This is a genomic window from Streptomyces sp. NPDC030840, from assembly GCF_055572015.1.
The window spans coordinates 60,969-81,824 of the sequence record NZ_JBVIEE010000037.1 but is presented as its reverse complement, the minus strand read 5'-3'; the positions used below and the strand labels follow the sequence as shown (position 1 = coordinate 81,824).

21 protein-coding genes are annotated in these 20,856 nt (G+C 71.7%); 14 read left to right on the top strand and 7 right to left on the bottom strand.

What is annotated here, in order from left to right:
- The first annotated feature begins 636 nt into the window (after positions 1 to 636).
- Positions 637 to 1,461: a purine-nucleoside phosphorylase gene (locus tag ACZ49J_RS43550; RefSeq protein WP_467456735.1), complete on the top strand. Its 825-nt coding sequence runs from the start codon at positions 637 to 639 to the stop codon at positions 1,459 to 1,461.
- Positions 1,462 to 1,933: 472 nt separating this feature from the next.
- Positions 1,934 to 3,610: a phospho-sugar mutase gene (locus ACZ49J_RS43545; RefSeq protein ID WP_467456736.1), complete on the top strand. Its 1,677-nt coding sequence runs from the start codon at positions 1,934 to 1,936 to the stop codon at positions 3,608 to 3,610.
- A 104-nt stretch (positions 3,611 to 3,714) separates the two neighbouring features.
- Here the strand turns inward: ACZ49J_RS43545 and ACZ49J_RS43540 are convergent, their stop codons facing one another.
- Positions 3,715 to 4,449: a PH domain-containing protein gene (locus ACZ49J_RS43540; RefSeq protein WP_467456738.1), complete on the bottom strand. Its 735-nt coding sequence runs from the start codon at positions 4,447 to 4,449 to the stop codon at positions 3,715 to 3,717.
- Between the two features lie 98 nt (positions 4,450 to 4,547).
- Between ACZ49J_RS43540 and deoC the strand changes: the two genes are divergently transcribed.
- From deoC to ACZ49J_RS43525, 3 genes are read left to right on the top strand one after another with little or no spacing between them, the layout of a single operon-like run.
- Positions 4,548 to 5,510 (top strand): deoxyribose-phosphate aldolase, encoded by a 963-nt coding sequence (gene deoC / locus ACZ49J_RS43535; RefSeq protein WP_467456837.1) that lies wholly within the window; start codon positions 4,548 to 4,550, stop codon positions 5,508 to 5,510.
- 3 nt (positions 5,511 to 5,513) lie between these two features.
- Positions 5,514 to 6,944 (top strand): aldehyde dehydrogenase family protein, encoded by a 1,431-nt coding sequence (locus ACZ49J_RS43530; RefSeq protein WP_467456739.1) that lies wholly within the window; start codon positions 5,514 to 5,516, stop codon positions 6,942 to 6,944.
- A 7-nt stretch (positions 6,945 to 6,951) separates the two neighbouring features.
- Positions 6,952 to 7,854 (top strand): aldehyde dehydrogenase family protein, encoded by a 903-nt coding sequence (locus ACZ49J_RS43525; protein WP_467456740.1) that lies wholly within the window; start codon positions 6,952 to 6,954, stop codon positions 7,852 to 7,854.
- Positions 7,855 to 7,984: 130 nt separating this feature from the next.
- Here ACZ49J_RS43525 and ACZ49J_RS43520 read toward each other — a convergent pair whose 3' ends face one another.
- On the bottom strand, positions 7,985 to 8,218 hold the full coding sequence (locus ACZ49J_RS43520; protein ID WP_467456741.1) for a hypothetical protein: 234 nt from the start codon (positions 8,216 to 8,218) through the stop codon (positions 7,985 to 7,987).
- A 128-nt stretch (positions 8,219 to 8,346) separates the two neighbouring features.
- Between ACZ49J_RS43520 and ACZ49J_RS43515 the strand changes: the two genes are divergently transcribed.
- Entirely contained in the window at positions 8,347 to 8,982 is a 636-nt protein-coding gene (locus ACZ49J_RS43515) for a uridine kinase family protein (RefSeq protein ID WP_467456743.1), read from the top strand.
- Positions 8,983 to 9,312: 330 nt separating this feature from the next.
- On the opposite strand, the gene ACZ49J_RS43510 is transcribed toward ACZ49J_RS43515, so the two are convergent.
- Positions 9,313 to 10,074 (bottom strand): SigE family RNA polymerase sigma factor, encoded by a 762-nt coding sequence (locus ACZ49J_RS43510; RefSeq protein WP_467456745.1) that lies wholly within the window; start codon positions 10,072 to 10,074, stop codon positions 9,313 to 9,315.
- Positions 10,075 to 10,372: 298 nt separating this feature from the next.
- Between ACZ49J_RS43510 and afsQ1 the strand changes: the two genes are divergently transcribed.
- From afsQ1 to ACZ49J_RS43485, 5 genes are all read left to right on the top strand, one after another.
- Positions 10,373 to 11,050, top strand: a complete 678-nt coding sequence (gene afsQ1, locus ACZ49J_RS43505) for a two-component system response regulator AfsQ1 (RefSeq protein ID WP_174864780.1) — start codon at positions 10,373 to 10,375, stop codon at positions 11,048 to 11,050.
- Complete coding sequence (locus ACZ49J_RS43500; RefSeq protein ID WP_467456748.1) at positions 11,047 to 12,615, top strand: ATP-binding protein; 1,569 nt, start codon at positions 11,047 to 11,049, stop codon at positions 12,613 to 12,615. The genes afsQ1 and ACZ49J_RS43500 overlap by 4 nt, the downstream gene beginning before the upstream one ends.
- Positions 12,612 to 13,346: a hypothetical protein gene (locus ACZ49J_RS43495; RefSeq protein ID WP_467456750.1), complete on the top strand. Its 735-nt coding sequence runs from the start codon at positions 12,612 to 12,614 to the stop codon at positions 13,344 to 13,346. The genes ACZ49J_RS43500 and ACZ49J_RS43495 overlap by 4 nt, the downstream gene beginning before the upstream one ends.
- Positions 13,347 to 13,457: 111 nt before the next feature.
- On the top strand, positions 13,458 to 14,009 hold the full coding sequence (locus ACZ49J_RS43490) for a VanZ family protein (protein WP_467456751.1): 552 nt from the start codon (positions 13,458 to 13,460) through the stop codon (positions 14,007 to 14,009).
- Between the two features lie 100 nt (positions 14,010 to 14,109).
- Positions 14,110 to 14,310, top strand: coding sequence for a PspC domain-containing protein (locus ACZ49J_RS43485; RefSeq protein ID WP_467456753.1), 201 nt, complete (start codon positions 14,110 to 14,112; stop codon positions 14,308 to 14,310).
- Between the two features lie 78 nt (positions 14,311 to 14,388).
- On the opposite strand, the gene ACZ49J_RS43480 is transcribed toward ACZ49J_RS43485, so the two are convergent.
- Positions 14,389 to 14,697 carry an ATP-binding protein gene (locus ACZ49J_RS43480; protein WP_467456755.1) on the bottom strand — a complete coding sequence of 103 codons (309 nt, stop codon included), beginning with the start codon at positions 14,695 to 14,697 and terminating at the stop codon, positions 14,389 to 14,391.
- A gap of 134 nt (positions 14,698 to 14,831) precedes the next feature.
- A complete protein-coding gene (locus ACZ49J_RS43475; protein ID WP_467456756.1) occupies positions 14,832 to 15,995 on the bottom strand; it encodes an adenosine deaminase in 1,164 nt (387 codons plus the stop codon).
- A 113-nt stretch (positions 15,996 to 16,108) separates the two neighbouring features.
- Between ACZ49J_RS43475 and ACZ49J_RS43470 the strand changes: the two genes are divergently transcribed.
- Positions 16,109 to 16,879 carry a prolyl oligopeptidase family serine peptidase gene (locus tag ACZ49J_RS43470; RefSeq protein ID WP_467456757.1) on the top strand — a complete coding sequence of 257 codons (771 nt, stop codon included), beginning with the start codon at positions 16,109 to 16,111 and terminating at the stop codon, positions 16,877 to 16,879.
- Between the two features lie 100 nt (positions 16,880 to 16,979).
- Here the strand turns inward: ACZ49J_RS43470 and ACZ49J_RS43465 are convergent, their stop codons facing one another.
- On the bottom strand, positions 16,980 to 17,933 hold the full coding sequence (locus ACZ49J_RS43465; protein ID WP_467456759.1) for a LysR family transcriptional regulator: 954 nt from the start codon (positions 17,931 to 17,933) through the stop codon (positions 16,980 to 16,982).
- Positions 17,934 to 17,996: 63 nt separating this feature from the next.
- Here ACZ49J_RS43465 and ACZ49J_RS43460 point away from each other — a divergent pair, with 63 nt between their 5' ends.
- The gene (locus tag ACZ49J_RS43460) at positions 17,997 to 19,274 is read left to right on the top strand and encodes an MFS transporter (RefSeq protein ID WP_467456760.1); all 1,278 of its coding nucleotides are present in this window, start codon (positions 17,997 to 17,999) and stop codon (positions 19,272 to 19,274) included.
- A gap of 204 nt (positions 19,275 to 19,478) precedes the next feature.
- Entirely contained in the window at positions 19,479 to 20,486 is a 1,008-nt protein-coding gene (locus ACZ49J_RS43455) for a sigma-70 family RNA polymerase sigma factor (RefSeq protein WP_467456761.1), read from the top strand.
- On the opposite strand, the gene ACZ49J_RS43450 is transcribed toward ACZ49J_RS43455, so the two are convergent.
- Positions 20,379 to 20,765 carry an STAS domain-containing protein gene (locus ACZ49J_RS43450; RefSeq protein WP_467456838.1) on the bottom strand — a complete coding sequence of 129 codons (387 nt, stop codon included), beginning with the start codon at positions 20,763 to 20,765 and terminating at the stop codon, positions 20,379 to 20,381. The two genes, ACZ49J_RS43455 and ACZ49J_RS43450, sit on opposite strands and share 108 nt — an antisense overlap.
- Between the last annotated feature and the right edge of the window lie 91 nt (positions 20,766 to 20,856).

Below are 20,856 nucleotides of genomic sequence, written 5' to 3'. Positions count from 1 at the left end.
CCTCTCGTCTCCCGGGCTCTGTCTGTGAACGGGCGCGTCTCCCTTCCGGAGTGTGGGCGGGTGCCTCTCGTCTCCCGGGCTCTGTCTGTGAACGGGCGCGTCTCCCTTCCGGAGTGTGGGCGGGTGCCTCTCGTCTCCCGGGCTCTGTCTGTGAACGGGTGCGTCTCTCCCCCCCGGGAGTGTGGGCGGGTGCCTCTCGTCTGCCGGGCTCTGTCTGTGAACGGGTGCGTCTCTCCCTCCGGGGGTGTGGGCGGGTGCCTCTCGTCTGCCGGGCTCTGTCTGTGGGCGGTGCGGGTTGTTTGTGGCTTGTCGCGCAGTTCCCCGCGCCCCTTAAGGGGCGCGTCCCCGCAGGTTGTCGGGTACCTGCGGCGCCGTGGTGGCTGGTGCGCCTACGCGTACGTTCGTGGGTCGGGGGCGCGCCGCGAGGTCTCCGTCCTCGGTCCGGCGGGGCTGTGGGTGCGTCATGTGCTCGGTGGCGGACGCCGGCCGCTGCGGGCGGACACCTCCCGGCACACCCCCTGCGGTGCGTACGCGGCCGCCGCACCGTGGGTGTCGCCGGAAACGACAAGACAACGATCGCAGACCCGTCCCCCACGCCGTCTACGCGCGTAGGCCAGGACCGGTTACTCTCATCGCGTGAACGCATCTTCTCTTCCGGACGACATCCAGGGCGACCCGTACGAGGCCGCCGACGCCGCCGCCGCGCGCCTGCGCGAGCTCACGGGCGCCGAGACCCACGACGTCGCCCTCGTGATGGGCTCCGGCTGGGCCCCGGCCGTGGAGGCGCTCGGCGCACCCGAGACCGAGTTCCGGGTCACCGACCTGCCCTGTTTCCCGCCCCCGGCGGTCGAGGGCCACGGCGGCAAGGTCCGCTCGTACCGCATCGGTGACAAGCGCGCGCTCGTCTTCCTGGGCCGGACCCACTACTACGAGGGTCACGGCGTCTCCGCCGTCGTGCACGGGGTGCGCACCGCCGTGGCGGCGGGCTGCAAGACGGTCGTCCTGACCAACGGCTGCGGCGGCCTCCGCGAGACCATGCGCCCCGGCCAGCCGGTCCTGATCAGCGACCACATCAACCTCACGGCGACGTCCCCGATCATCGGCGCCAACTTCGTCGACCTCACCGACCTCTACTCCCCGCGTCTGAGGGCCCTCTGCAAGGAGATCGACCCCACCCTGGAGGAGGGCGTCTACGCGCAGTTCACCGGCCCGCACTACGAGACACCGGCCGAGATCCGCATGGCCCGCGTCATCGGCGCGGACCTCGTGGGCATGTCGACGGTCCTGGAGGCCATCGCCGCGCGCGAGGCGGGCGCGGAGGTTCTGGGTATCTCCCTGGTCACCAACCTCGCCGCCGGCATGACGGGTGAGCCCCTCAACCACGAGGAGGTCCTCCAGGCCGGCCGTGACTCCGCCGCCCATATGGGTGAGCTGCTGACCCGGGTCCTGGCCCGGCTCTAGCCTCCGGCGGGTTCCCTCCGGGGGTGTGGCAGGGCACGTCTCGTCTGCCGGGTTCTGTCTGTGGACGGGTGCTGGTGCGTCGCGACGCACCGCCACCACGACGCCCCTTGAGCCGCGTACGTACGGAAGGGGGTGTGCCGGGAGGTGTCCGCCCGCAGCGGCCGGCGTCCGCCACCGCGTACGTCCCCGCCCGCAGGACCGCCGGACCGAGGACGGAGACCTCGCGGATCGCCCCCGACCCATGAACGTACGCGTAGGCGCACCAGCCACGACGGCGGGGCGGACAGACGACGGCCGGCGGGGACGCGCCCCTTCAGGGGGCGCGGGGAACTGCGCGACAAGCCACAACACACCCGCAGCCGCGAGACGTCCCCGACCACCCCTCCCCAGGCGCCCAGCCCCCCACCCAGGCACCCTGGAACCACCCGCACCCCAGGAACCCCGCACCCCACGAACGAGAGAGGACCCCGACGTGCAGGACGAACTCATCGCACGGGCCCAGGCGTGGCTGACCGAGGACCCCGACGCGGACACCCGTGAGGAACTCGCCAAGCTCATCGACGCCGCGGACACCGCGGAGCTCGCCGCGCGCTTCAGCGGCACCCTCCAGTTCGGCACCGCCGGCCTGCGCGGCGAACTCGGTGCCGGCCCGATGCGCATGAACCGCTCCGTCGTCATCCGCGCCGCCGCCGGGCTCGCCGCGTACCTCAAGAAGAAGGCTCTCCCCGAAGGGGCCGAGCAGACCCGGGACGGCAAGGAGGCGCCCCTCGTCGTCATCGGCTACGACGCCCGCCACAAGTCCGCCGACTTCGCCCGCGACACCGCCGCGGTGATGGCCGGCGCCGGCCTCCGCGCCGCGCTCCTGCCCCGCCCCCTCCCCACCCCGGTCCTCGCCTTCGCCATCCGGCACCTCGGTGCCGCCGCCGGTGTGGAGGTCACCGCCAGCCACAACCCGCCCCGCGACAACGGCTACAAGGTCTACCTCGGTGACGGTTCCCAGATCGTGCCGCCGGCCGACGCCGAGATCGCCGCGGAGATCGCCGCCGTCACCAGCCTCACCACGGTCCCGCGCCCGGACACCGGCTGGGAGACCCTCGACGACTCGGTCCTCGACGCCTACCTGGCCCGTACGGACGCCGTCCTCGCCCCCGGCTCCCCCCGTACCGCCCGCACGGTCTACACGGCGATGCACGGCGTCGGCAGGGACACCCTCCTCGCCGCCTTCGCCCGGGCGGGCTTCCCGGCCCCCGCGCTCGTCGCCGAGCAGGCCGACCCCCACCCGGACTTCCCGACCGTCGCCTTCCCGAATCCGGAGGAGCCGGGCGCCATGGACCTGGCGTTCGCGAAGGCCCGCGAGACGAACCCCGACCTGGTCATCGCGAACGACCCGGACGCCGACCGCTGCGCGGTGGCCGTCAGGGACGGCGAGGGCCCGGACGCCGACTGGCGCATGCTGCGCGGCGACGAGGTCGGCGCCCTCCTCGCCACCCACCTGGTCGCCCGCGGAGCGACCGGCACCTTCGCCGAGTCGATCGTCTCCTCCTCGCTCCTCGGCCGGATCGCCGGGAAGGCCGGGCTGCCGTACGAGGAGACGCTCACCGGCTTCAAGTGGATCGCCCGCGTGGAGGGCCTGCGCTACGGCTACGAGGAGGCGCTCGGCTACTGCGTGGACCCGGAGGGCGTGCGCGACAAGGACGGCATCACGGCCGCGCTGCTGATCACGGAACTCGCCTCGGTCCTCAAGTCCGAGGGCCGCACCCTCCTCGACCTCCTGGACGACATCGCGGTCGAGCACGGCCTGCACGCGACGGACCAGCTCTCGGTGCGCGTACAGGACCTGTCCCTCATCGCCGACGCCATGCGCCGCCTGCGCGAACAGCCCCCGACCCGGCTCGCGGGCCTGGCCGTCACCAGGTCGGAGGACCTGACCCAGGGCACCGGCACGCTGCCGCCCACCGACGGGCTGCGCTACACCCTGGACGGCGCCCGCGTGATCGTCCGCCCGAGCGGCACGGAACCCAAGCTGAAGTGCTACCTGGAGGCCGTGGTCCCGGTCTCCTCACACGCCGGCCTCCCCGCGGCACGCGCCAGGGCGACGGATCTGCTGACCGCCCTCAAGCACGACCTCGCGGCGGCGGCGGGCATCTGACCGCGCCCCCAGGCGCCTCCCCCGGGGTCCCCAAGTGGCTCAGGAGTCCCAGCGACACACCGTGGATGCGGCGTGTCGCTGGGACGGGGAAGCCGATCGCTCCGTCACCCCAGCGCGATCAGGATCACCAGCAGCACCGCTCCCGCGATCGCCGGCGCCAGGATCTCCCACGACCACCGCACGCTCGGCTCGCCCTGTGAGTCCGCCGCCTTGGCCCGGGCCTCGCACAGTTCGCGCAGGTCGTCCATGATCTGGTCGGAGGGGGCCCGCACGGGGCCGGTTACCAGGGACGTGCGCCCACTGAGGTCCGTCTCGGTGGCCGCCCGGCCGTGCTCCGCGCGGGCCTGCCGGCGGTTGGCGCGCTTGCGGGCGCGGAGCGAGACGGGGATGGACCAGAGCTGGTACTTGGTGCCGGACTCGTCGACCACCTCGTTGGAGAAGCCGGAGCGCAGCGAGGCGACCGCGCCCCAGGGCAGCACGATCACCCGGAACGGGTTGCGCACCCGCAGCCTGTCGTCGTTCGCGAAGACGGCCGGCCGCACCGAGAAGGCGATGACCAGCGGGACGACGCACAGCAGCGTGGCGAGCGCCAGCCACGGGGTGCGGCCGTGGCCCGTGACGATGGCGTCTCCGCCGAGCCAGCCCGCGATGGCCAGGAGCATCACACCGCCCGCGATCCCGCCGGGCGAGCGGTAGGCCCGGTCGTTGTACGCGGGCTTCGAGGACTTCTCTGCGGACGTCGCGGGGGGCGCCTGCTTCGCGGGATGCGCGGGGCGCACTGACTCCGAAGGCTCCGGCTCCCGCTCCGGCTCGGGTGACTGGTGGTCGGCGGTGCTCATGCCCCGATTCTGCCCGACGCTCCCGGAAGCCCCCCGTCGCGGTCCGGTCAACGGGGCTGTACAGCCGCTACGCGCGTAGATATGCTCGTCTGGTGACCATGCCCACCAGCGCATCCACCGCACCCCACGCACTAGCCGACGTCACCGCGTCCGACAGCACGCTGCGCCGCTTCCTCCACGGGCTGCCCGGCGTCGACGCGGTCGGCCTGGAGGCGCGCGCCGCCTCGCTCGGCACCCGTTCCATCAAGACGACCGCGAAGGCGTACGCCATCGATCTCGCGATCTCGATGGTCGACCTGACGACCCTGGAAGGCGCGGACACCCCGGGCAAGGTCCGGGCGCTCGGCGCCAAGGCGGTCCACCCCGACCCGACCGACCGTACGACTCCTTCGACCGCGGCCGTGTGCGTGTACCCCGACATGGTGGCCGTCGCCAAGGAGGCCGTCGCCGGCTCGGACGTGAAGGTCGCCTCGGTCGCCACCGCGTTCCCGGCGGGCCGCGCCGCGCTCGGCGTGAAGCTGGCCGACGTGCGCGACGCCGTGGCCGCGGGCGCGGACGAGGTCGACATGGTCATCGATCGCGGGGCGTTCCTCGCGGGCGACTACATGAAGGTGTACGACGAGATCGTCGCGGTGAAGGAGGCCTGCGGGACCGACTCCCGGCTGAAGGTCATCTTCGAGACCGGCGAGCTCTCTACGTACGACAACATCCGCCGCGCCTCCTGGCTCGGCATGCTGGCCGGGGCCGACTTCATCAAGACCTCGACCGGCAAGGTCGCCGTGAACGCGACCCCGGCGAACACCCTCCTCATGCTGGAGGCGGTGCGCGACTTCCGGGCGCAGACCGGGGTACAGGTGGGGGTGAAGCCCGCCGGCGGCATCCGGACCAGCAAGGACGCGATCAAGTTCCTCGTCCTGGTCAAGGAGACCGCGGGCGAGGACTGGCTGGACAACCACTGGTTCCGCTTCGGCGCCTCCTCGCTCCTGAACGACCTGCTGATGCAGCGTCAGAAGCTGGCCACCGGCCGCTACTCCGGCCCCGACTACGTAACGGTGGACTGACCCATGGCATTCGAGTACGCTCCCGCGCCCGAGTCGCGCGCGATCGTCGACATCGCCCCGTCGTACGGCCTGTTCATCAACGGGGAGTTCGTCGACAGCTCGGGTGGGGATCTGCACAAGACGATCTCTCCGTCCACCGAGGAGGTGCTCTCCGAGTACACCCAGGCCACCGCGGAGGACGTCGACCGGGCGGTCCAGGCCGCCCGCAAGGCCTTCGAGAAGTGGTCGGCCCTGCCCGGCTCGGAGCGCGCCAAGTACCTGTTCCGCATCGCCCGGATCATCCAGGAGCGCAGCCGTGAGCTGGCGGTCCTGGAGACGCTGGACAACGGCAAGCCCATCAGGGAGACCAGGGACGCCGACCTCCCCCTGGTCGCGGCCCACTTCTTCTACTACGCGGGCTGGGCGGACAAGCTGGACCACGCCGGCTTCGGCCCGAATCCCAGGCCGCTGGGCGTGGCGGGCCAGGTGATCCCCTGGAACTTCCCGCTCCTGATGCTGGCGTGGAAGGTCGCCCCGGCCCTGGCGACCGGCAACACGGTCGTCCTCAAGCCCGCCGAGACGACCCCGCTGTCCGCGCTGTTCTTCGCGGACATCTGCCGCCAGGCGGGCCTGCCGAAGGGTGTCGTCAACATCGTGACCGGTGACGGCCGCACGGGCGCCGCCCTCGTCTCCCACCCGGACATCGACAAGGTCGCCTTCACCGGCTCCACGGCGGTCGGCAAGGAGATCGCGCGGACCGTCGCCGGCACCCGCAAGAAGCTCACGCTCGAACTCGGCGGCAAGGGCGCGAACATCGTCTTCGACGACGCTCCGATCGACCAGGCCGTCGAGGGCATCGTGACCGGCATCTTCTTCAACCAGGGCCAGGTCTGCTGCGCGGGCAGCCGCCTGCTGGTCCAGGAGTCGGTCCACGACGAGCTGCTGGAGTCCCTCAAGCGCAGGCTCTCCACCCTCCGCCTCGGCGACCCGCTCGACAAGAACACGGACATCGGCGCGATCAACTCGGCCGAGCAGCTGTCCCGGATCACCGCGCTCACCGAGCAGGGCGAGGCGGAGGGCGCCGAGCGCTGGTCCCCGGCCTGCGATCTCCCGTCCTCCGGCTACTGGTTCGCCCCGACGCTCTTCACGAACGTCACCCAGGCGCACACCATCGCCCGCGACGAGATCTTCGGCCCGGTGCTGTCGGTCCTGACCTTCCGCACCCCGGAGGAGGCGGTCGCCAAGGCCAACAACACCCAGTACGGCCTGTCCGCCGGCATCTGGACCGAGAAGGGTTCCCGGATCCTGGCCGTCGCGAACAAGCTGCGCGCCGGTGTCGTCTGGTCCAACACGTTCAACAAGTTCGACCCGACGTCGCCGTTCGGCGGTTACAAGGAGTCGGGCTTCGGCCGCGAGGGCGGCCGTCACGGCCTGGAGGCGTACCTCGATGTCTGACCGTTCGATGTCTGACCGTCTTTCCGTGCTGAAGACCTACAAGCTGTACGTCGGCGGGAAGTTCCCGCGTTCCGAGAGCGGCCGGGTGTACGAGGTGACCGACTCCAAGGGCAACTGGCTGGCGAACGCGCCCCTCTCGTCCCGCAAGGACGCCCGTGACGCGGTCGTGGCGGCCCGCAAGGCGTTCGGCGCCTGGTCCGGCGCGACGGCGTACAACCGCGGCCAGGTCCTCTATCGCGTGGCGGAGATGCTGGAGGGCCGCCGGGGGCAGTTCGTCCACGAGGTCGCCGACACCGAGGGCCTGTCGAAGTCGAAGGCGGCGGCGCAGGTGGACGCGGCGATCGACCGCTGGGTCTGGTACGCCGGCTGGACCGACAAGATCGCCCAGGTGGTCGGCGGCGGCAACCCGGTCGCGGGTCCGTTCTTCAACCTCTCCTCGCCCGAGCCGACCGGTGTGGTCGCGGTCCTCGCCCCGCAGGAGTCGTCCTTCCTCGGCCTGGTGTCCGTCATCGCCCCGGTGATCGCGACCGGCAACACGGCGGTCGTGATCGCGAGCGAGAGGTTCCCCCTGCCCGCGCTGTCCCTGGGCGAGGTGCTGGCCACCTCCGACGTGCCCGGCGGGGTCGTCAACGTGCTGTCGGGCCGCACGGCGGAGATCGCGGCGCCTCTCGCGGCCCACCAGGACGTCAACGCGATCGATCTCGCGGGGGCCGACGACGTACTGGCGAAGGAACTGGAGATCGCGGCGGCCGACAACCTGAAGCGGGTCCTCCGTCCACAGCCTGTGGACAACGCGGACGGGATCGACTGGTTCGCGACTCCGGGCATCGAGCGCATGACCGCGTTCCTGGAGACGAAGACGGTCTGGCACCCGACGGGATCGCTGGGGGCGTCCGGCTCGTCGTACTGAGCCCATGACCATGCGGGGCGTGGGCACCGTGCGGCTCCGCCACGCGGGCGCGACCGGCAAGGCATGACCTGCGCCTTGCCGGCGGCGCCCGCGGTCCCGTGCCCGGAGCGGCCCTCGATTCCTCGCCCCCTCAGCCCCGCAGCAGCCCCGGAATCTGCCCCAGCAGCGGAATGCCACCCACGGACGGCGCCTGCGCCACCGGACGCGTCACGTCCCGTGACGTCACCTGCCCGAAGTCGGCGACCTGGGTTTCGACGCCGCTGTCGAGCGGGACGGCGCCCGCGCCGAGGGCGACCGACGCGGTCGTGAGAGCCAGCACGGCGCGCCGGACGGTCGAGGGGTGGGGGGCCGAGTGTCGTGCCATGGACTGGTGCCACCTTCGCTTGCTCTGCGTAATGAGACGAACACGAAGGGTAGTTGAGATGTGATGTGCGCTCCAACGGCGACCCGCTGTCTCGGCGGGAGCCGCGCGATGCCTCACACTGGACTCTCGTGAGTTCGCATCCTCCGATACCGACCAGGGTCGTCCTGCTGTCCGGCCCCTCCGGGTCCGGCAAGTCCCTTCTCGCCGCCCGTTCCGGCCTGTCCGTGCTCCGGCTGGACGACTTCTACAAGGAGGGCGACGACCCGACGCTGCCGCAGGTGGAGGGCAGTTCGGACATCGACTGGGACCATCCGCTGTCCTGGAGCGCGGACGACGCGGTGGCGGCGATCGAGGAGCTGTGCCGCACGGGGTCGACGACCGTCCCGGCGTACGACATCTCCCTGAGCGCCCGCACCGGTACGGAGACCCTTTCCCTCGGGCCGGCGCCGGTGTTCATCGCGGAGGGTGTCTTCGCCGCGGAGATCGTCTCCCGCTGTCGCGATCTGGGCCTCCTGGCGGACGCCATCTGCCTCACCCGTGGTCCGCTCACCACGTTCCGCCGCCGCTTCTTGCGCGATCTGCGGGAGGGCCGCAAGTCCGTGCCCTTCCTGCTGCGCCGCGGCTGGCGCCTGATGCGCCTGGAGCACTCGATCGTGGCCCACCAGACGGCGCTCGGCGCGCATCCCTGCGACCGGGACGAGGCCCTCGATCGGCTGGCGGAAGCGGCTGCCGGGCGGGACGTACAGGCCCGGTCGGCCGTGTAGGAGGCGTCCGGGCCCGCGAACACGAAAAGCGGGGCGCGAGCACGAAAAGCGGGACTGGACGGACCCCCCGGCCCTCCAGTCCCGCTGTTTCTCGTGCTCCCCCGTGTTCCCCGTTTCCCCGTTTCCCCCGCTTCCCCGTTCCCCCGTGTTCCCCGTTTCCCCCGCTTCCCCATTCCCCCGTGTTCCCCCGGGCCCTGTTTCCCCGTTCCCGCGGGCGCTGTTCCCCCGTGTCCCCCGTGTCCCCGTTGAACCCCGTTACCCCGCTGTCCCCCCGGTAGTGCGGCGGCGCTCCCCCGCGCCACCGCCCCCTACTCGTTCCCCCCCGGACCGTCAGGCGACGAGCTCGCCGAAGGACTCCTCCTCGTCACGGCCGAAGCTGAGGACCTCGTCCTCGCGCAGCCGGCGAAGCGACCGCCAGATACTGGACTTCACCGTGCCGACACTGATGTCGAGGATCTCCGCGATCTCCGGGTCCGTGCGGCCCTCGTAGTAGCGCAGGACCAGCATGGTGCGCTGGAGTTCGGGCAGCCGGGCCAGCGCCTGCCACAGGACCGCGCGCAGCTCGGTGCCGCGCATCGCGTCCGTGTCGCCGGGCGTCTCCGGCAGCTCCTCGGTCGGGTACTCGTTCAGCTTGCGGCGGCGCCACGCGCTGATGTGCAGGTTGGTCATGGTGCGGCGGAGGTAGCCCCCGACCGCGGCCTTGTCACTGATCCGGTCCCACGCCTTGTACGTCGAGAAGAGGGCGCTCTGGAGCAGGTCCTCGGCCTCGAAGCGGTCACCGGTCAGGTGGTAGGCGGTTGCGTACAGGGAGGCGCGGCGCTCCTGGACGTAAGCGGTGAACTCCGCCTCCGACACCGAACGACGCTCCCCCGAGACCTCCCCGTACGCGGCTCCCCCGTGAGCTCCCGCCCCCGTTCCCCCGTGGGTCCCCCCCACCCGGGCGTCAACCACCGTCATGTACGCGGCGTGCTGACGACCGGTGCCGCGAGCGCACCCCCGCGGGCTCACGGCACCGGACTTCTCGGCGCTCCGGTTGACGTCGTGGAGGCGCGTGACAACTGCGCTAGTGCTGGTGCTGTGCAGCGTGTTCATCTCGCGCCCCCCGTCGTGGAGTTTCCGTTGTCCTTCGGCTCGTCGGCCCCGCCCTCCGATCCCCCGGGGCGGTGCCTCCTTGCCTGTGCCGAGAAGCTTGCCGAGCCCACTTCATGGCCGTGTCAGCCGACTGTCACAGACCTGTCACAGGGGTCTTTCTCAGTGGGAGCACAGCCGGATCACAGAGGAGAGCCGCAGGGCCACGCAGACGTGGGACGGCGAAGGGATCATGGGCGAGTGACGGGCAGGACCCGGCCAACAGTCGAAAGACCACCGTGCCATGGGCCAGAATGTGCCCGTGCCTTCCCTGTTGCTGATCGAGGACGACGACGCCATCCGCACGGCCCTGGAGCTCTCACTGACGCGCCAGGGGCACCGTGTCGCCACCGCCGCCAGCGGCGAGGATGGTCTCAAGCTGCTGCGCGAACAGCGGCCGGATCTGATCGTTTTGGATGTGATGCTGCCCGGCATCGACGGCTTCGAGGTGTGCCGTCGCATCCGGCGCACCGACCAGCTGCCGATCATCCTGCTGACGGCGCGCAGCGACGACATCGACGTCGTGGTCGGGCTGGAGTCCGGCGCCGACGACTACGTGGTGAAGCCCGTGCAGGGCCGGGTGCTGGACGCCCGGATCCGGGCCGTCCTGCGGCGCGGCGAGCGTGAGGCCAACGACGCGGCGACGTTCGGCAGCCTGGTCATCGACCGGGCCGCGATGACGGTCACCAAGAACGGCGAGGACCTCCAGCTCACCCCCACCGAGTTGCGGCTGCTGCTGGAGCTGAGCCGGCGGCCCGGGCAGGCGCTGTCCCGCCAGCAGCTGCTGCGCCTTGTCTGGGAGCACGACTACCTCGGTGACTCCCGGCTCGTCGACGCGTGCGTGCAGCGGCTGCGCGCCAAGGTCGAGGACGTACCGTCGTCGCCGACCCTGATCCGTACGGTCCGCGGTGTCGGCTACCGGCTGGACACGCCTCAGTGAGTGATCGGCAAGGGGGGGTCCGCGGCTGGTCCGCGGCCCGTAAGGCGGTTTCGTCGGGTCTGCGCTTCACGAGTCTGCGGTTGCGGCTGGTCGTCGTGTTCGGGCTGGTGGCGCTCACGGCCGCGGTGTCGGCGTCCGGGATCGCGTACTGGCTCAACCGCGAGGCCGTGCTGACGCGTGCGCAGGACGCCGCGCTGGACGACTTCGAGCGTGAGATGCAGAGCCACGCCAGCACGCTGCCCCTGCATCCCACGGAGGGGCAGCTGACCTACGCGGCACGGCAGATGGCCGACGGCGGCCAGCGGTTCAGCGTGCTGCTGATAGCGGACGGCGCGAACGGCGAGACGGTGCAGGGCAGTTCGGGCAAGTCGGCGCTGGACGACTTCACCCTGACGGATGTGCCGGAGTCGCTGCGGAAGGCCGTCGCCAAGAAGCAGGAGACCTCCGCCGACGACAAGAACGCCTACCACCTGTACTGGCAGCGGGTCATCGACGGCGACACGCCGTACCTGGTGGGCGGTGCCAAGGTGATCGGCGGCGGCCCCACCGGCTACATGCTCAAGTCGCTGGAGCCGGAGGCCAAGGACCTCAACTCGCTCGCCTGGTCGCTGGGCATCGCCACGGGCCTCGCGCTGATCGGCTCGGCCCTGCTCGCGCAGGCGGCCGCGACGACCGTACTGAAGCCGGTGCAGCGCCTGGGTGTGGCGGCCCACCGCCTGGGCGAGGGCAAGCTCGACACCCGGCTCCGCGTCTCCGGAACGGACGAACTGGCCGATCTGTCCCGTACGTTCAACCGCGCGGCGGAGTCCCTGGAGAAGCAGGTCGCGGACATGAGCGGCCGCGAGGAGGCGTCCCGCCGCTTCGTGGCGGACATGTCCCACGAGCTGCGCACCCCGCTGACGGCGATCACCGCCGTGACGGAGGTGCTGGAGGAGGAGCTGGACGCGGAGACGGGCAGCGTCGACCCGATGATCGAGCCGGCCGTACGCCTCGTGGTCAGCGAGACCCGCCGTCTGAACGACCTGGTCGAGAACCTCATGGAGGTGACCCGCTTCGACGCGGGGACGGCCAGGCTGGTGCTGGACGACGTGGACATAGCCGACCAGATCACCGCGTGCATCGACGCCCGCGCGTGGCTGGACGCGGTGGAGCTGGACGCCGAGCGCGGCATCATCACCCGGCTCGACCCGCGCCGCCTGGACGTGATCCTCGCCAACCTGATCGGCAACGCGCTCAAGCACGGCGGATCGCCGGTACGGGTCTCGGTCCGCGAGGAGGGCGACGACCTGGTCATCGACGTCCAGGACCACGGCCCGGGCATCCCCGAGGACGTCCTCCCGCACGTCTTCGACCGCTTCTACAAGGCGAGCGCCTCCCGCCCCCGCTCCGACGGCAGCGGCCTGGGCCTGTCCATCGCCCAGGAGAACGCCCACATCCACGGCGGCGAGATCACCGCGGCGAACTCACCCAAGGGGGGCGCCGTCTTCACCCTCCGTCTCCCCCGCGACGCCTCCCCCCTGATCACCGAGCAGCAGCCCAGCGCCACAGAGGGGAACGGCGGATGACGTCACGGATAGTCGGGCGCCGCCTCCGGTCGGCCGTGGACCGGTGGGCGCTCGCGCCTCTCGCGGGGCCGCGAGAGGCCGGCCCCACGGCAGGAGCCGGCGGCAGGCCCGCCGCGGGGCTCCGCGGGGCGGTCCGGCCGTGGCTCGCGGCCGGGGTGCTGGCGGCCGTGCTCACGGGGTGCGGGATCCGGTCCACGCAGGTGCCGACGGACTTCGGTCCCGCTCCCTCTCGGGTGCCGTGCACGCTGACGGGATCGGACATCACCTCGCAGAACTCGCCGGGGATTCCGGTGCAGGTCTTCCTGCTCTGCTCCGGGCAGCTCGTCGCGGTCGGCCGTTCCCTGAGCCTTCCCGACGGCACCCCCGACGCCCAGCGGCGCGTCCTCGTCGCGCAGGGCCTGCTCGACGAGCTCTCCGGGCAGCCGTCCTCCGCCGAGGACCAGGCCGGGTACGAGACGGACGTCCGGGCCGGTCTGCGGGTGAGCGGTCCGCAGCCGGGTGACCCCGAGGACGCGCTGCGGCTGTCCACGGCCCCCGAGCAGCTGCCGGAGTACGCCCTCGCCCAGGTCGTCTGCACCTTCGCCGACTCGGCGGCGGCCGAGGGCGACGGCTCGGTGGTCCTCGGCGGCCCTCCCGGCACGGAGCCGCTCAGGCGCTACGAGTGCACGACGGAGGTCCGCTCGGACCCGGGCGCCGAGAAGCCGCCGTCGTCGGAGGTCGGGACGTCCTGAGGGGCGTGCAGGGGGCGCCCCGGCCGCAGGTGTGGCGCATACCTCACCCGCCCGGGCCACGCGCGACGCCTACGCGGAACCGATCGTGCCGGGGGGCGCGTCTTGGGGATCGTGCAGCGTCAAGGTCCGAACGGCGGAAGCGCCGGGATACGCGTCCGTGTGGCGGGAGGTGTCCTCCTCGTCGCACACCTCGCGCTCGTCGCCTGGATCACGCTGCGCCCGCTGGACGTCCCCTGGGTGAGCGCCGCCAACCTGCGGCCGTTCGCCGGGATAAGAGCCGATCTGGCGCTGGGCTGGCAGGAGGCGGCGCGCCGCATCGGCGAGGGGCTCGCCCTCCTCGCGCCCCTGGGCGTCCTGCTGCCGATGGCGGGCGGCAGGCTCACCGTCTCCCCGCTCGCCTCGCTGGCCCGTACGGTCGCCGCCGGCACCCTGCTCTCGCTGGGCATCGAGCTGCTGCAGACCGGGGTGCCCGGTCAGGTCGTCGACATCGACTCGATCCTGCTGAACACGCTCGGGGTGGCCCTCGCCCATCTCGCGATCGTCCCCGTCCTGCGGGCCCGGCTGCGCCGCAGGGCGGAGACCAGGCATCAGGCCGCCCTCCACAGGGAGGAAGCGCCTCAGGGGCGTACCCCGACGATTCCCAGGGTCGGAATAGCTCCTTAGAGTGACGCTTCGTCCGCTTCGTCCGCGTAGCGTTGAGGGTGTCAGGACGACGGGGCCGCCACCGGGGCGGCCTCGGTCCACGGTTGACGAAGGAGCCCTCATGAGCCGCCTTGCCCGCCCCACCGACGGCCGGATGATGGGCGGAGTGTGTGCAGCGCTGGCACGGCGCTTCGGCACCTCCGCGACCACGATGCGCGTGATCTTCCTGGCGTCGTGCCTGCTGCCCGGCCCTCAGTTCCTGCTCTACATAGCCCTGTGGATCCTGCTGCCCTCGGAGGACAAGGCCCGCACGGCATGGTGACCGGCACCGACCGGTGACCGGCACGCCGATGGGGCGCACCCACCGAGGGTGCGCCCCACACGCGTCCGTTCACGCCCGTTACTTGGCCTTGCCCTTGGCCTTGCCCTTGCCCGACAGGTCCTGCAGCGGCAGACCCCCGAGCAGCCCGGCTGCGGGGTTGGTCGGACCACCGGAGAGCACCTTGTCGGTGGTGGGCTGCGCGGACTCCAGGCCGGCGCCGAGGGCGGACTGCCCCTGGGTGACCGTCTGACCGGCACCCGGCAGCGCCTTGGTGACGGTCCCCAGCGCCCGGGCGTCCGGGGCGGCGTTCGCGGCACCCGCGCCCGCGGCGGCGATGGCGGCACCGAGAGCGGCGACTCCGAGGGTCTTGGCAGCAGACTGCTTCATATGTGATGCGTCCTTGAATGCGTGAGATACGGGGGATGTGAGCGGTCCCGAAACGTAAACATCGATGCCCCGGCCGAGGCAAACATGGAAAAGCGGCCGGGGCATGGGCCCCGGCCGCGTTCCGAAACCGCCCGTCAGCCCTCGTTCACCACAGAGCCGCTGGTCGAAGCGGTCTGCCGGAACAGCCATTCGGACTTCAGCTCGGCGTATCCGGGCTTGATGACGTCATTGATCATCGCCAGTCGTTCGTCGAAAGGAATGAATGCCGACTTCATGGCATTGACCGAGAACCACTGCATGTCGTCGAGCGTGTAGCCGAAAGCGTCGACAAGGTGCTCGAATTCCCGGCTCATGCTGGTGCCGGACATCAGGCGGTTGTCCGTGTTCACGGTCGCCCGGAAGTGCAGGCTGCGCAGGAGGCCGATGGGGTGCTCGGCGTACGAGTCGGCGGCGCCCGTCTGGAGGTTGGAGCTCGGGCACAGCTCCAGGGGGATGCGCTTGTCACGGACGTACGAGGCGAGCCGGCCGAGCTTCACCGAGCCGTCCTCGTGCACCTGGATGTCGTCGATGATCCGTACGCCGTGGCCGAGCCGGTCGGCACCGCACCACTGGAGGGCCTGCCAGATGGAGGGCAGTCCGAAGGCCTCGCCGGCGTGGATGGTGAAGTGGTTGTTCTCGCGCTTGAGGTACTCGAAGGCGTCGAGGTGGCGGGTGGGCGGGTAGCCGGCCTCGGCGCCCGCGATGTCGAAGCCGACGACGCCCAGGTCGCGGTAGCGGTTGGCGAGTTCGGCGATCTCCAGGGCGCGGGCCGCGTGCCGCATGGCGGTGAGCAGTGCGCCGACGCGGATGCGGTGGCCGTTCTCCTTCGCCCGCCGCTCCCCCTCGCGGAAGCCCTCGTTGACGGCCTCGACGACCTCTTCGAGGCTGAGCCCGGCTTCGAGGTGCTGCTCGGGGGCGTAGCGCACCTCGGCGTAGACGACGCCGTCCTCGGCGAGGTCCTCGGCGCACTCGGCGGCGACGCGGACGAGCGCCTCACGGGTCTGCATGACGGCACAGGTGTGGGCGAAGGTCTCCAGGTACCGCTCCAGGGAGCCGGAGTCGGCGGCCTCCCGGAACCAGATGCCCAGCTTGCCGGGGTCGGTCTCGGGGAGGCTCTTGTAGCCGGTGGCCTGGGCGAGGTCGACGATCGTGCCGGGGCGCAGCCCGCCGTCGAGGTGGTCGTGCAGCAGAACCTTGGGCGCCCGGCGGATCTGGTCCGAGTCCGGGGAGGTACGGGTCTGGGCAGTCTGGCTCGTCATCTTCGCACTGTAACGCCTACGCGCGTAGATCACCGGTGAGGCGGATCTGCCGATACCCAACGGTGACCGTGCGGCAAGGTGGCGTACACCGTGACTTCTGACACTGTTCTGTCATGGCACAGCAAGCAACGCCGGTGCGCGGTCCCCGACTTGGGCGGGTTGTGGGATCGGAGCCGTCGGCAGTGAGCGGGGTCGTGCTGCTCCTCCCGGGGGGCGACGAGATCTCGGAGCGCAGGCCCTCCGCGGTGTTGGCGGCCGCCTCCGTACGCGCCCTCGGCCGCCGGCTGGCCCGCGCCGGGCGGGACGCGGGACTCGTCGCCCACGTGGTGCACTACCGCTACCGCGGCTGGAACGGCAGTGAGGCGCGTCTGGCGCACGACGCCACCTGGGCCGCCGACGAGGTCGTACGGCGCTACGGGGACGTCCCGGTGTGTCTGGCCGGAGTGGACATGGGCGGGCGGGCCGCACTGCACGCGGGCGGGCACGCGGCCGTCCACTCGGTCCTCGCGATCGCCCCCTGGCTGCCCGAGGACGACGTGGCCGCGCCGCCCGAACCGGTGAAACAGCTCGTCGGCCGACGGGTCATGATCGTGCACGGCACCAATGACCAGCGTACGGACCCCGAGTTGTCGTTCCGGCTCGCGGCGCGGGTGAAGAAGGCCAACAGGGACATCTGCCGGTTCGAGGTGCACTCCGACGGTCACGGGCTGCACGCGCACCGGGACGAGGTGCACGCGTTGGCGGAGGACTTCGTGATGGGCACGTTGTTCGGGCGGGTCCTCGCCCGCCCGGTGGTGGACGCGCTCGCGGCTCCGCCGCCGTTGGGGCTTCGTATGCCGTTGGCCTCCGGCTTCGGGCGGGCGCGCTCCGGGAGGGGTGGGTGAGGTTGTCTCGCGGCTGCGGGTCTGCTGTGGCTTGTCGCGCCCACGCGGCGGAGCCGCATATCCGACACGGCCCCGCGCCCCTGACGAGATGCCCGCGCCCTCACTCTGGCAGTAGCCGGCCTCTTCTTGACAGCAGGAACCTCTTGAAGGCCGCCACCGGGGGTGTGTCCGGATGGCCCGCCAGCCAGGCGACGCCGATCTCGCGGGCCGCGCGGGGGGCCGTGACCGTCAGTTCGGCCACTCCTGGGCGGGGTACGGCCGGTGGGGGCAGCAGGGCCACGCCGAGGCCCGCGGCGACCAGGCCCCGCAGGGTCTCCGCCTCCTCGCCCTCGAAGGCGATACGGGGCTTGAAGCCCGCCTGCCGGCACAGGTCGTCGGTGATGCGGCGCATGCCGTAGCCGGGTTCGAGCGTCACGAAGGTCTCGTCGGCGGCCTCGGCGAGGCGGACGCGCTTACGGGAGGCGAGGCGGTGGTCGGCCGGGACGACGAGGCGCAGCTTCTGTTCGTCGAGGCGGCGGGCGACGAGGTCGGGCGCGTCCGGGACGGGGGACGTCAGACACAGGTCGAGCTCGCCGGCCCGCAGCCGTTCGATCATGGCCTCGCCGTAATTCTGGACGAGGCTGAAGCGGACGCGTGGATGGTCCGCGCGGAAGGCGCGGATGAGTCCGGGGACGGTCTCCGAGCCCATGGTGTGCAGGAAGCCGAAGGCGACCTTGCCGGTGGCGGGGTCGGCGTCGGCGCGCACTTCGTCGGCGGCGCGTGCGATCTCGGCGAGCGCGCGTTCGACGGAGCCGAGGAAGGTGCGTCCGGCGGGGGTCAGGGACACGGTGCGTCCCCGGCGGGCGAACAGGTCGACTCCCAGGTCCTGCTCGAGCCGGACCATGGCGCGGGACAGCGTCGACTGCGGGACCCGCATCTCCTGCGCGGCACGTGTGACGTGCTCGGTGCGCGCGACCCCGGCGAAGTACGCGAGGCGTGGAGCGAGTACCGCAACGATGTCTTCTGTGTCACTGGACGGTGACAGGTGAGCCTCTGACCTCTGCTGATGCTCCATGGGAACGATTATGGGGGTTCCGTGCATTGGACGGATGAGTGAGGGGGTCCGTACGTTCGAGGCATGCCTTCCGTCAGTACCGGGGCGTCCACCACCGTGGGCGCCGCATCGACCGCGTCCCCTTCCGACTCCCGTATGGCCCCGGGAGGGCCGGGCTACCGCCGGATGAGCCTGGCGTTGTTCCTCGCGGGTGTCGCGACCTTCGCACTGCTCTACTCCACACAGGCGCTGCTGCCGCTGGTCTCCGGCGACTTCGGGGTGACCGCGAGCGCGGCGAGCTGGACGGTGTCCGCGGCCACGGGTGCGCTGGCGCTGTTCGTGCTGCCGATGAGCGCGCTGTCGGAGCGGTTCGGGCGGCGTACGGTGATGACGGCGTCGCTGGCGGTCGCGGTGGGCGTCGGACTGCTCGTTCCCTTCGCGCCGAACCTGGGCACCCTGGTGGCGTTGCGGGCGGTGCAGGGAGCGGCGCTCGCCGGGCTGCCGGCGTCGGCGACGGCGTACCTGGCGGAGGAGGTCCGTCCGAAGGCCCTCATCACCGCGATCGGGCTGTTCGTCGCGGGCAACAGCGTCGGCGGCATGAGCGGCCGGGTCATCACGGGCTGGGTCGCGCAGGAGTGGGGCTGGCGGGCCGCGGTCGGGGCGATCGGCGCCGTGGCGGTGGCGTGCGCGGTGGCCTTCCGGCTGCTGCTGCCGGCGCCGAGGCACTTCACCGCGGGTTCGCTGCGGCCGCGGGTGCTGGCCCGGACGGTCCGTGACCACCTGTCGAACCCGCTGCTCCGCCGGCTGTACGCGATCGGCGCGCTGTTCATGACGGTGTTCGGCGGGGTGTACACGGTGATCGGTTACCGCCTGACCGAGGCGCCCTTCTCGCTGCCGCAGGGCATCGTGGGCTCGATCTTCCTGGTGTACCTGGTGGGTACGGTGTCGGCCTCGACGGCCGGCAAGCTGGTGGGGCGGCTCGGGCGGCGCGGGGCGCTGTACCTGGCGGGCGGGACGACGGCCTCGGGACTGATGCTGTCCCTGGCGGACACACTGCCCCTGGTCCTGCTCGGGCTGGTCCTGATCACCGCCGGCTTCTTCGCGGGGCACGCGGTGGCGTCATCCTCGGTGAGCCACACCGCCAAGCGCGGGCGGGCGCAGGCCTCCGCGCTCTACCAGTCCGCCTACTACGTCGGGTCCAGCGCCGGGAGCACGATCGGTGCGGTGGCGTTCCACGCCGGGGGATGGAGCGGGACCGTGGGCGTCGGTTTGCTGGCGGTGCTGGGGGTGGTGACGATCACCGTGGTGGGGTCGCGGGCGGCGCGTGTGGAGGCGCGGCGGGGGGTTGTGGGGGTGCGCTGAGCGCTCCTCTACGCCGACGGGGGCGGGGGAACTGAGCGACCAGCCGCCCACCCGTCGGCACCCGACCTGCCCACCGGAACCCAACCCGCTGGCTGACCTGGGTGTTCATGCGCTCAGGGGGCCGTTGTCAGTGGGCTGGGGTAGCTTCCGAAGTGCTGGGTGCGAAGAGGCACGCCAGGTAGGCGCCACAGGGGTGGGTGGACCATGAGCAACGGCACGGCGACGACGACAGACCTCGACCTCCAACTGGAGAAGCACCGCGTGGAGCTGACCGGTTACTGCTACCGGATGCTCGGCTCGTCCTTCGAGGCCGAGGACGCGGTGCAGGACACCCTGGTCCGCGCCTGGCGGAGCTACGAGAAGTTCGAGGGCCGCTCCTCGCTGCGCTCCTGGCTGTACCGCATCGCGACGAACGTCTGCCTGGACATGCTGACGGCGGGCAACAAGCGGGCACGCCCCGTGGACCTCAGCGACTCCACTCCCCTGGCCCAGGCGGCGCTCTCGCCCCGCCCGGACAACACGTGGCTGGAGCCCGTCCCGGACGCCCGCGTCCTGCCCACCACCAGCGACCCCGCGGAGGCGGCCGTGGCGAAGGAGTCCGTGCGGCTGGCCTTCGTCGCGGCCCTGCAGAAGCTGCCCGCCAAGCAGCGTGCCGTCCTCATCCTCCGCGAGGTGCTGGCGTGGAAGGCGAGCGAGGTCGCCGAGCTGCTCGACACCTCGGTGGCGTCGGTGAACAGCGCGCTGCAGAGGGCGCGGGCGACCCTCTCCGAGAGCAACAGCCAGGGAGCGGAGGGCGCCGTCTCCGACCCACTGAACGAGGAGCAGCAGAAGCTCCTCGACCGCTATGTGGCGGCCTTCGAGGGGTACGACATGGCGGCGCTGACCGCGCTGCTGCACGAGGACGCGGTCATGACGATGCCGCCGTTCGACCTGTGGCTGCGCGGCACGGACGACATCACGGGGTTCATGACGACGCTGGGCGCGCCCTGCGCGGGCTCGCACCTGGTGCCAGTCGCGGTGAACGGCCTGCCGGGCTTCGCCCAGTACAAGCCGGACCCGGAGAAGGGCGGCTTCTCCTCGTGGGCGATCCAGGTCCTGGAGATATCAGAGGGCCGGATCGCCGGGTTCCACTGCTTTCTCGACACGACCCGCTGGTTCCCGCTGTTCGGGCTGCCCCTCCACCTCGAAGGCGAGGCCGACCAGACCGAGTAGCGCGCGCAGCGCCGGGTCGGGGTCCCGCAGCCGGATGCGGCCCCCCGCACGCCGGGCGGCGAGCTGAAGCCGCGCGAGCACGTCGACGGCTGCCAGCCCCGGGGGGCCGATTCCGGCGACGTCGCACACCACGACGCCCGCCCCCGTGGTCGTCAGGCGGGCGCGTACGTCGGCGCAGAGCCGGGGTACGTCGTCCCTGGTGACGGGGCCCGGCAGCACGAGTACAGGGGGTGTCGTGGCATCCACGTTCGGTAGACCGTCCTGGGGCTCGTAACTCATCGCGGGCCGCGGGCCGCGGGCAAGGATCACATTGACCGGTGCTCCGCCTTCCCCGGAGGGTTGGGTGTATGCCCCATGGATCTCCACCTGG